Origin of the sequence: Sporosarcina sp. (assembly GCF_029257255.1) — a bacterium.
Classification (GTDB): Bacteria; Bacillota; Bacilli; order Bacillales_A; family Planococcaceae; genus Sporosarcina.
This window is the reverse complement of sequence record NZ_JARICI010000073.1, coordinates 46,034-57,241: the sequence shown is the minus strand read 5'-3', so window position 1 is coordinate 57,241 and position 11,208 is coordinate 46,034. Positions and strand designations below refer to the sequence as shown.

Here is an 11,208-nt window from a genome sequence, read left to right as displayed (position 1 = left end):
CATAATACGTAAAGTCATGTATATTTAGGGAACACATACTACAGATACATCCGAAAAAATATTTTTTGGTCTTACTCAGAACGCGATAAACCTTGTCACTATCGTATTTCCAAGAGGGAGTCGCCGCCTTGCACTCCGGTACACTGGCTTTGTTTTCAATAATTTATACAATTAGTTCTGCAGATTTACTGCGGATTAAGCCTACTATAATTAAGTATTAATAAGAGGTTAATAAGATAATGTAGCGTAGGAGGGTCGACACTTGCAGGAAAAACAAATATATTTGTAAAAAAACGCAGCGAGCCGAAGTCCCTGAACTAAGTAAAAGTCTAGCATCATGAGTGCATGCTGTATGATTTCTGTAAAGAACACAGAAATTTTCCAAGACGAATTCCACCACTGTTCGCTTAGCTAAGGCAGTGTCCGCAGAAAGCGTATCGTATGAATATAAATCACTTTACTTCTTAAAAATTTAATATGTATTTAAAAAAACTGCTGCCACATGGGCAACAGTCTTATTTTGGTTGGATATCTTGAAGTACGGTGTAGCCGTTGTAAACTTTCATTTTAGCGATGAGTTTGCCTTTTCTCGAAAGGTTTTCAAGCCGCTGCCCGGTGTTTTCGGGTACATAGAAGCGGTCAGGCAGGAAGTCAGCGTAGTAGGTGATTTCTTCTCCCACTATGCTGTCGCCGTAGCGGTACATCTGTCCTTCTAAGAATATGCCACTGTCAGGTTTTTCAGCAGTAACAGATTTTAATCCGTAAAGATCTCCATGCTCCTTCTGCAGTACGGCATAGACAACTATTTTTCCGAACGATTGCTTTTTTAGATCTTTCAGAAGTTCGGGTTCGATCACATCTTCCTTAAACTCTTCTACAGCAAACTGTAGACTGACATAATCTCCATATAAAATATCTCGTGGATCAACCGGTATGGTCTCTAGCACAATTGGTGTACCTGTATTAAGTGTCCACAATGGTTTCCATGTCAATGATAATAGCAGCAGGATCGGAATGACCAAAGCGATGAGGAATAAATTGCGTTTATTCTTCATGACGTTTCACCGTCTCTCGTCGCGATTTTTCGAACCAGAAGCCAAAGGTGATCAACAGCAGTCCGCCGATGATAAAGAATAAGGATTTTGGCATAAAATCATACGTGATATCTGTGTAATATCGGTAGATTAATGCGCAGGTAATCAAGATTGCTGGTAAGCTGTCTTTTCTGAGAAAGTAAATTAATAAGATAATGAATAAACCTGTGAATATAAAAGGAAATACGTTATCAAACGGTAGCTCTCTCCAAGAAAACGGGAAAGTCAGCATGATGCCTGTAACACCAAACAAAATAGAGCCAATCCATGATGATTCTGTCACATAATGTTTCACAGGGAAGAGAGCCAGCAACAGTCCGCCAGCAAAGATGATCAGCATGGATATCCATTCGTCAACATACAGTGATTCCAGTGTATTGACGATGAACGCTGTCGCCAGCAAGACTGACATAATGAAAATGGATCCTCTTCTCCCTAACCTTTTCTCGTTCATCCAAAACAGAATCGGGAGCATTAAGAGTAGCCAGTATGGTCCGAATCCGCCTGTTTCGAAGGCTGTAAAGCTATAGATAATTAAAAAGGTGCTGGCGAATACGGCGAGCAGCTGGTCTTTCAGATAATACGCTAGCGGCAGGATACCGACAGACCATAATAGAAAATCTGTATAGACAGCGTGGTCCAAATGAAAACTTTGGCCAATCAAAAAGATCCCGGCCCCGTATATTGCTGCACCGATATAATACATGCTGCGGGAAGTTCGTTCGTAATTTGGTTCCAATTTATAGCCTGCGATATAAGATAAGACAAAGGTAATGAGAATTAATCCGAACTTAGAATATGGAGTTAGACCGTTCCAGTTGCCTGCGATAAAGCTTAAAATCCCTACTCCGACTAATATAGCCCCGAAGACAAGCAGTAAGCGCACAAAGTTTGTCGCTCCCTTTGGTTCATAAAGTTCCAATATGTCTTGCGTGTTTCTTGAATCCAACTTGCCCTGTTGCTCGAGAAAAGTGAATTCTTGTTTGAGGAATTCGTACTGCGGCTTGCTGATTTTTCTCTTCATTTCAACTGCCTCCTCTCGTTTCGTTACTCATGAGACCTACTATATCGTATGAAGTTACATCTATAGTATCGCTTATCTATCTATGAATCACAATAAAATACAAGAAAAATACATATACTCCCTTTAAGTTCCTATTGACTTTTATTTGAGAACGATTATCATTGATAAAAACAAAGTATAAAGAGAGTGGGAAAATCATGAACTATAGAATTCTAGGAGCATTTGCACTTACTACAGGGATTTTGCTGTCTGCTTGCGGTACAGATACCAATGAAACATCAACAGCACCAGCACCTTCTGACACACCGAGTGAAAGTCCTGATTTAACGGCGGAAACAGAAGCATATAAAGCATTTGCATTGGATCAGATGGATGATTTCGTACTGGATACAGAGAAATTTGTTAACGCAGTAAATGCAGGCAATATCGAAGAAGCAAAAGAAATTTATCCGCTCGCCAGAATGTATTTTGAGCGGTCTGAACCGATTGCAGAAAGCTTTGGTGATCTGGACCCGCGCATCGATGCACGTCTTGCCGATATTCAAGAAGAAGGCCAGGGGGAAGAAGAATGGTCCGGCTATCATAAAATCGAGTATGGCTTGTGGGTAGAGAACACTACGGATGGCTACGGAGAAGTGGCTGATCAATTGTTGAAAGATGCAAAAGAATTGAGAGCGCGTGTTGAAACGGTCGAAGTCTCACCTGACTTGATGATTACCGGCGCAGTTGATTTATTGAATGAAGTCTCGACTTCTAAAATCACGGGGGAAGAAGAAATTTATTCCCATACTGACCTTTATGACTTTAAAGCCAATATTGAAGGGGCAGAAAAGATTTTTGAAATTCTTAAAGAGAAAATCGCCTCTAAAGACCAAGACCTGGTAAAAGAGCTGGATAATAAATTTACAACCATTGATGATTTGCTTGCGAAGTACGAAGACGGCAAGGGCGGCTATATATCTTATGAAGAATTAACCAAAGAAGATACAAAAGCTTTATCCGAAGCGGTCAATCAACTAGGTGAACCATTAAGTATGATGGGCATCGTAATGGAGTGAGTGAAATGACGGATCAAACCGAAGAGAAATTCTACGAGAAGAAAATATCACGTCGTCAAATGCTGAAATATACAGGTGCCGGAGCTGCAGGTGTAGTCATTGGGGCTTCGGGGATAGGCAGTATGCTGAACGTATTTGGAATGGTGGAGGAAGAAGATAATCCGCGTGCGAAACATAAGATTAACTTCTATGGTAAACATCAATCCGGTATTGCAACTGAAACGCAGAGTTATGTGTATTTTGCTTCGCTGAATGTGCTGGTGAACTCACAGAAAGAACTAATGGATTTGTTCAAAATGTGGACACCGCTTTCCGTACGAATGATGAATGGCGAGCAGGTAGGAGATCCGGCTACGAATATGCTGATTCCTGCAAAAGATACAGGGGAAGCAGTGGGCTTGGATGCTTCCAATCTGACGCTGACATTCGGAGTTGGTCCTTCATTATTTGAGAAACAGCAGCTTGGGCTTGCTTCAAAACGCCCTGCTGAATTACAAGACCTGCCGCATTTTCCGAAAGATCAGCTGGACCCTGCCTATACTGGAGGAGACATCTGTATTCAGGCATGCGCAGATGATCCGCAAGTAGCCTTTCACGCAGTGAGAAATCTTGTCCGTGCAGCTTCGGGAAAAGTTAGTCTGAAATGGTCGCAGGCAGGATTTAACTCATTTCCGATGAAGGGCAAGAAGAAAGAAACACCACGAAATTTATTCGCATTTAAAGATGGATCTATTAATCCGAACGCTGCGAAAGAAACAGAAATGAACGAGGTCGTCTGGATTGGTTCGGGCGAATCGAAAAGCTGGATGACAAACGGCAGTTATTTGGCTGTGCGTAGAGTTCAGATGCATTTGGAAACGTGGGACCGGACGGCATTGCAAGAACAGGAAGCAACATTCGGCAGACACCGTGATACGGGAGCACCCCTTGGTAAAAAGAAAGAAATGGAAGAAATGAACTTGGACGAAAAAGACGCCTCCGGAGAGTATGTCGTAGCGGAAAATTCCCATGTTCGTTTGGCTATGCAGGCAAAAGAGAGGATTTACCGACGCTCTTTTTCCTACAGTTCAGGTGTAATGGATGCAACGGGAACATTTGACGCAGGCTTGCTGTTTCTTTCATTCCAGAAACGGCCTCAGCAGTTTATCGCGATTCAAAACAGTTTTGGACGTGAAGATAAATTGAATGAATATATCACGCATCGCGGCAGTGCGCTGTTTGCATGCTTCCCGGGTATTCAAAAGGGAGGATTTATCGGTGACTCACTGTTCTCGATTTTATAAATGGATTCCTCTTTTACTGCTTTTACTGCTTTTTCCAACTCGTCTGGCATTTGCTGAAACCAATTACAGTGAGCTGTACATTTCAATCAGCGATGCCATTATGGATACGAAAAAAGGCGATGACACAGAAGCGATTGCGGCAATTAAAGAGTTTGAAGTGAGCTGGCAACAGCAGAAGCCTTCTGATAAAAAGCTGGCCAAAAATATCGATCAAGCAATTAAAGACTCACTGAATGCCGATGCACAAACTCGCGGTGAAGCATTAAGTCAGCTTTCTAAAGCACTGCATGCATTGGAAAAAGCAGAAAATCCTGTTGATGAACAGGCGCAGCGTGAAGAGTTCGGTAAGGTGATGGAACCAGCTTTGAACGATTTACATGCGTCTATTGAATCTGGTTCATTAGAAGAGATTGAACAAGCGAATAAGCAATTCATTGCTGTCTGGACCCGCAATGAACGTCCAGTTCGTGAACAGAGTATTTCTGCTTACGGTGCGATTGAGACGAGTATGGCATTCATGAGAATTACACTGGCAGAACAACAGCCAGATCTGGATGAGCTCAAGACGCAGTTCGACGATTTAACGAGTACGATTGATCAATTTGTCGCGGGTACTTTGAAAGAACAGGCTGCCGGGGATTATTCCTTGTCAACGTTAATCGGATTATTGGATGACAGCTCAGCGTCTTTGCAGGATGGGAAGCTGGAAGATGCAAAAGGATCGTTGCGTGAATTTATTCAGATCTGGCCGAATGTTGAAGGGGAAGTGCGCACAAAAAACGCTTCTCTTTATACGAAGCTGGAGAATGAATTGCCTTTGATGATTGGACAGCTTTCTAACAGCGGATACGATGTTAGAAAAGCCGATGATGAACTCAGAGGGTTTCAGCAGCAGCTGGCTTTGCTTCAGTCAAATGACAGTTTTAGTTTTTGGGATTCCGCTCTTATTTTACTGCGTGAAGGCCTGGAAGCATTGCTTATCATTGTCGCATTACTGTCGTTTTTGACGAATGCAAATCAGCAATCGATGCGTAAATGGGTGTATGTTGGCGCGATTGCCGGAGTCTTATTAAGTATTGTGGCAGCTATTTTGATGTCTACGGTGCTTCAGTCCGTCACAATCGGCAATGACCGGGAAATGATGGAAGGATATATCGGCTTGATTGCAGCGGCTTTGATGATCGGTGTAGGAATCTGGATGCATCAGAAGTCATCGGTCGCTGCCTGGAACCGCTATATTTCTAAACAAATGGGGCAAGCCATCTCAAAAGGAAGCATCGTAGCCATGGCCTCTGTCAGTTTTCTTTCGGTATTCCGGGAAGGCGCTGAAACATTGGTTTTCTATGCAGGCATCGCTCCAAAAATGTCTATGATGGAATTTGTCGCTGGTATTTTATTGGCTGTAGTCATTCTGGCGGTTATAGCGTTTATCTTTACGAAATTAAGTCATCGTATTCCGATTCACCGATTTTTCGCGGTCGCTACAATACTAATCTATGTACTGGCCTTCAAAATTATCGGAGTCAGCCTGCATACGCTACAGCTGACAAACGTTGTGAGTACTACTGTTCAGCCAAAACTTCCGATTATTGACTGGATTGGTTTCTATCCGACCAATGAAACGATTGTTGCACAGCTGGCCCTATTGATTGTCATTGTGGCTGCAGCGTGGCTTAAGAAAATCAAAAAGTCCCGCATGGGCATATATAACTGATGCGTTACAGGCTGTTCTGAAAGTATAAACTACTTTCAGAACAGTTTTTTTGTAGAGTTTTGTCCTGTGCGTTGTAAAGTTAGGAGTGCGCTGAAATCGCGGGTACTTATAGAGAGGGAGGTGATTGAACGGGACGTAGTACTAAGAACTCGTTAGCGATATGTGAATTTATGAAGCAGCTGAAACCTAAGGTGTTGGATCGGGTGATGCCCCCGATACGATTCCGCTAAAGTTAAAAATAGTCTTGTGAAGAAAACATGCAGTCAAATAGTGAAGTGTTTTTTTCTAACCAATATCAGTGCAATGATAGCCATGAATCACGTCGTAGTTCACCAACTTCGCTTCCTAAAAAAGTGGACCAGTTAGTCGTTGAGGCCATAATAAAACACCCCAAAAGTTAGATAGTAACTCTAACTTTCGGGGTGCACATCAATTGGGTGCTTTTTATTATTTTTGTTCTTCTTTTTTAGCTTCTTTCTTTTCTTCCAATTTGAACTCTTCAGTTACTTCATCCATAACGTCTTTAGTTGAATTCTTGAACTCTTTTAATGTTTCACCGATCGCCTTCCCTAATTGAGGCAATTTCGCTGGGCCAAAGATAACTAAAGCAATAATTAAAATTAAAACCAACCCTGGTACGCCGATATTCATCATATTCCATTCACTCCTGTTTTAATGAGTTAAAAGGCGAGCCCCTCAACCATTATGATTATTATACTAAAGAACCGCCGTTTTTAAGATACTTATCGATTCCTTCTGCTGCACGATAAGATAACGCGCCCACTGTTGTTGTCGGGTTGTAGCCGGAGTTATGAGGGAAAGCACTTGCCCCTGGGACAAACACATTTTCAAAATCCCACATTTGCAAGTAACTATTCAATGCACTTGTTTCTGGATCTTTACCCATAATCACTCCACCAGTGTTGTGGGTAGATTGGTACCGGGAAATGTCGTATGAACCTATTTGGTTGTAAGCAATTACTTTGCTTGCTCCCATTTCTTTCATGATTCCTTCTGCTATTGGTCCCATGTATTTAACTAATTCACGATCTTGCTCTTCAAAATCAAATGTCATTCTTAGAAGAGGTGTTCCATACTGATCTTTATAAGTCGGATCCAAGTCTAAATAATGGTGTTGATATGGCATTGAAGCACCTTGTGAACCAATAGAAATCATACGATTTGTGTATTTAAGTGATCCTTCTTTAAATTCTTTACCCCAAGTTTTAGTACCTGGCAATGTTGGATTGCTTTCGATTGGACGGTTACCAAGTTGAAGGATTGACATACTGCCGCCATGTAGAAAATTCAAATTCGTATGATCGAAATTATCACCGTTATAGTCATCTATGGAAGCTCCGAGTGCACCTGCACCTGCATATAAATTAAATTGCTTCTCATCGAAGAAACCTAATGCTGCAGCTCCAAAAGTTTGGTATGCATAGTTTTTACCAATAACACCGCGGCCTGTTTTTGGATCGTATGGTTTCCCCATTTTGGAAGTTAAGAGCAAACGAGTATTGTTTAACACAAAACTTGTTACCGCTACTACTTCTGCTGGCTGGATGAATTCTTCCCCAGTTTGTGTGTCGATATAACGCACACCTGTTGCTTTATTTCCTTCATGTAAAATTTCAACGACATTTGAATGTGTTCGCACTTCAAATTTTCCAGTCTCTTTTGCCGTTGGAATGACTGTCACGACAGGGTCTGCTTTTGCACCATACTCACAGCCAAACTTCTCACAAAAACCACAATATTGACAGGCTGCTCGTGAAACACCATCGGGATTTGTATAGTTTTCTGATAAGTTGGCTGATGGAATCATATATGGATGATAGCCTAATTTCTTCGCTGCTTCTTTGAATATTTCAACGGATTGTGGAGCTAACATAGGCTTTGTTGGATATGGATTAGAACGTTTTCCGGCTAATGGATTCTCTTCGCCGGAAATACCAGCCATCTGCTCAAATTTATCGTAATAAGGCTCTATTTCGTCGTAAGTAATACCCCAGTCTTGCAATGTCATTCCCTTAGGAATCTTATCTTTCCCATAACGCTTTTCAGTCAGCGTTTTAATTTGGAAATCATATGGCAAAAAGCGGAAAGTTTGTCCGTTCCAAAGGTTTCCTGACCCACCGAGTCCATCACCTAAGACAAAAGAACCATATTGGCGCATTGGCAATGCTCTCATTTTTTCATTGTTTCTAAATGTGATAGTTTCCTTCGACAAATTATGCGCCATTTCAAAACGAGATACTTGGCGTAACTCATCGTGTCCCATGAAGTAATCTGCTGTTTTTCTCTCTTTTCCTTTTTCCAGTCCAACAACATTGTACCCTTGTTTTGTTAGTTCAGCTGCTAAAATACCGCCCGACCAGCCTACTCCAATCAATACTACATCTGTCTTTTTCATTGTTTTTGCCATTTTCCATTCACTCCTAAATAGAGTAAACATTTTTAATGTGTTTACTCTATTAAGTTTTTATATAAACTTATTTCTTAGTGGTTGTGTTGAGAATTTAAGCTCATTGGCTCAATTTTGATGAATTTATCACTCTTAATCGATTCTACCATGCTCATTTGGTGTCCTGGGAAGTTCTTCATTTTCCAGCCTTCCATACCCGCATTCCCTCCATATAATGGATCGGAATAAGCCCCTTCAAGTGTAGCGGAGCGAAGTAGATTGAAGAAATAAAGTGATGATACTCCTTTTAACGGTACTTTGTCCTCTGAAAAGTCCGTTAGAATTGCGTCTTGTTCTTCTTCTGTTAGTTTTTCGAAATTCTTTTGGTAAATAGAATTACTGTGTTCTTGTAATCCTTTAATCCCGTTTTCGAACGTTTGCTGTCTGTTTAATTGATTTTGATCGCCTTGTGTTGGTTCACCTTTATAAAAAGGACCGATTCTATATTCTTTTGCCCCTGTTCCCCAAGAGCCTGCTAATTGGTGATCAATGAAGTATACAACATCTAATTCATGTGCACCAGGACCATTGTCATCTTTCGGGAAAATTCTTTCGCTCGCTGCATCGATGACCCGGAACTGTTCAGGAGTGAAATACATTAGCGCTTTATTGGCCTTATTTTCGACGATTTTTTCTACTTCCACTTCTTTTACTTTTCCGCCTGTCAGCGCACTTCCAACCCCGCTACCAACAGCCAGTCCACCTAGCGTCAACCCTGCATTTTTAAGAAAGTTGCGTCTGGAAAATGTTTTGCTCTGATTCTTGTCTTGCTCCGACATCTTGTTACCCCCTAAATATTAGTTTAAATCCTTACTATCTCTCATTCTCTTTTTGTAAGTCCAATGAGAACAAACTATACTCAATTCAAACAAAAGAAGTAAAGGAATAATAATCAGTACATCTGATATGAAATCAGGTGGTGTTATTGAAACACCTACAATCACTAAGACGAAATAAGAAATCTTTCTCATCTTTTTTAGTGCAAAGGGATTCAAAATCCCTATCTTGGTTAAAAATACAATAACAACTGGCATCTCAAAAATAATACTAATGGGGAGAATGATATTAAACATAAAAGTAAAGTATTGTGAAATACCGTATGTCTCTATCGCCCCAATGCTTTGATTTATGCTAGACATAAAGTGTATAACCATTGGAAAAACAACGAAATAACTAAAAGAAACACCTACAATAAATAGTAAAAACGAAATGGGAACATAAATTATTGACCCCTTCGCTTCTTTAGCTGTAAGCCCTGGCTTTACGAAAGCCCAAAGTTGGTAAAGTAAAACTGGCAATGTGAATAAAATGGCTATCAGCACTGCACATTTAAAATAAATCAAAAAACCATCAGTGAATCCAAAGACATTCCAATTGATCATTTGAGCGGAAGGTTGATTCTTGATGAATTCAAGGATTAATGGTGACCCCAAAAAACCTGCTGTTATTGAAAGGATAAATGCAACCAAAACAATAATTATCCTTTTTCTTAATTCATTCAAGTGTCCTATCAAGGTCAATTCCTGCTCCAAATTACCTCACCTAACCTTTTACTTTGAATAGTGGCGTCCTTGCGTTCTTAATCTTAGTACTTTGAATAAGAATTTACAATAACCTTTTTTGTTTTTTAAAAATTGAATATAATGATCTCTTCTGTTATCAGATGCTTAACACTACCAACTATATTCTTACTAAGTCCAGAATTATTTATGATCAGCTGAAAATCTACGAATTCTCACCACTTTTTAGCTGACAGAATTAGAGAAGGTGTCGAACGGTTTAGCTGCTCTATTTTACTTGCTACTTTTACTAATCGGGTACGGATCGTTCCGATCTGAATCCCTTTCGACGCAGCCGGAAAGCTGAGTGTGCGCAGCTAGTTGGTCAAATTGTAGGCCAGCAAGCTGATCATCATGCGGGCGGCATTGACCGTGAAATCATGGCTTTTCATCTGATCGAACCCGAACCCGAACCCGAACCCCTCCTTGGCTTTCTTGATGAAGTTTTCCATCGTGCCACGCTGCTGATACGAATACACAATCGCTTGCGGAGAAAAGCACTCTCCGAGGCTCGTCACGAAAAAGGCATGGCAAAAGAACAGCTCGCCGGCGGACTTGTCGATTGAATGACGATCGGTCTAGGTTTCGACCAGGAAGCCGCTTGATAAATCGAATCTTCTACGTAGGTGTCGGTCTTCGAGATATCTTGTATTTCGTCTGTCGGATAAAATCCACAACGCCATTCGACGTGTAGACATTGCAGGGACGCAGTTTCGCTTTAAGGAAATCGCTGGTCAAGCCGTCGAACGCGACTAAGAGATGGAAACCGATTGTCTGACAATGCGCATTGTAGCTTCTGGCGGCGAATCAAACACTGCTCGATCGGTTTCATCGCGCACGTCAGGCGAAAACGCTGATTGTAGACCTCGATTCTTGCCGATACCTACGGTCAACAAGAACAAGCTGTATAACTTGCGCTGAACTGTTGTGGTCTTGTGAAATTTTTGTTCTGGACGTTGTGAAAGGGGGAGTCGCGCGCCCAAAAGCCGATTTACCGATTGAAAACATC

General features: G+C 41.2%; 9 protein-coding genes and 1 pseudogene. 3 read left to right on the top strand and 7 right to left on the bottom strand.

Translation table 11 applies throughout. The annotated features are described in order from the left end of the window. Positions 1 to 515: 515 nt before the first annotated feature. The gene (locus tag Q1J64_RS14095; RefSeq protein WP_301109729.1) at positions 516 to 1,055 is read right to left on the bottom strand and encodes a GDYXXLXY domain-containing protein; all 540 of its coding nucleotides are present in this window, start codon (positions 1,053 to 1,055) and stop codon (positions 516 to 518) included. After that, a complete protein-coding gene (locus Q1J64_RS14090; protein ID WP_301109728.1) occupies positions 1,045 to 2,118 on the bottom strand; it encodes a DUF2157 domain-containing protein in 1,074 nt (357 codons plus the stop codon). The genes Q1J64_RS14095 and Q1J64_RS14090 overlap by 11 nt, the downstream gene beginning before the upstream one ends. Positions 2,119 to 2,315: 197 nt before the next feature. Between Q1J64_RS14090 and efeO the strand changes: the two genes are divergently transcribed. Genes efeO through Q1J64_RS14075 form a run of 3 tightly spaced genes read left to right on the top strand, consistent with a single transcriptional unit; the run spans position 2,316 to position 6,173 of the window. Further along, positions 2,316 to 3,176 (top strand): iron uptake system protein EfeO, encoded by an 861-nt coding sequence (efeO, locus tag Q1J64_RS14085; RefSeq protein WP_301109727.1) that lies wholly within the window; start codon positions 2,316 to 2,318, stop codon positions 3,174 to 3,176. A 5-nt stretch (positions 3,177 to 3,181) separates the two neighbouring features. Then, entirely contained in the window at positions 3,182 to 4,459 is a 1,278-nt protein-coding gene (gene efeB / locus Q1J64_RS14080) for an iron uptake transporter deferrochelatase/peroxidase subunit (protein WP_301109726.1), read from the top strand. Continuing rightward, positions 4,434 to 6,173 (top strand): FTR1 family iron permease, encoded by a 1,740-nt coding sequence (locus Q1J64_RS14075; protein ID WP_301109725.1) that lies wholly within the window; start codon positions 4,434 to 4,436, stop codon positions 6,171 to 6,173. The genes efeB and Q1J64_RS14075 overlap by 26 nt, the downstream gene beginning before the upstream one ends. Before the next feature lie 447 nt (positions 6,174 to 6,620). Here the strand turns inward: Q1J64_RS14075 and Q1J64_RS14070 are convergent, their stop codons facing one another. From Q1J64_RS14070 to Q1J64_RS14050, 5 genes and pseudogenes are all read right to left on the bottom strand, one after another. Then, on the bottom strand, positions 6,621 to 6,827 hold the full coding sequence (locus Q1J64_RS14070) for a twin-arginine translocase TatA/TatE family subunit (RefSeq protein WP_301109724.1): 207 nt from the start codon (positions 6,825 to 6,827) through the stop codon (positions 6,621 to 6,623). A 58-nt stretch (positions 6,828 to 6,885) separates the two neighbouring features. Continuing rightward, positions 6,886 to 8,601 carry a GMC family oxidoreductase gene (locus Q1J64_RS14065; RefSeq protein WP_301109723.1) on the bottom strand — a complete coding sequence of 572 codons (1,716 nt, stop codon included), beginning with the start codon at positions 8,599 to 8,601 and terminating at the stop codon, positions 6,886 to 6,888. A gap of 74 nt (positions 8,602 to 8,675) precedes the next feature. Next, the gene (locus tag Q1J64_RS14060; RefSeq protein WP_301109722.1) at positions 8,676 to 9,419 is read right to left on the bottom strand and encodes a gluconate 2-dehydrogenase subunit 3 family protein; all 744 of its coding nucleotides are present in this window, start codon (positions 9,417 to 9,419) and stop codon (positions 8,676 to 8,678) included. An 18-nt stretch (positions 9,420 to 9,437) separates the two neighbouring features. Continuing rightward, a complete protein-coding gene (gene tatC, locus Q1J64_RS14055) occupies positions 9,438 to 10,172 on the bottom strand; it encodes a twin-arginine translocase subunit TatC (protein WP_301109721.1) in 735 nt (244 codons plus the stop codon). A gap of 239 nt (positions 10,173 to 10,411) precedes the next feature. Then, a pseudogene (locus tag Q1J64_RS14050) lies at positions 10,412 to 10,994 on the bottom strand (transposase); the annotation flags it as partial. Positions 10,995 to 11,208: the final 214 nt, after the last annotated feature.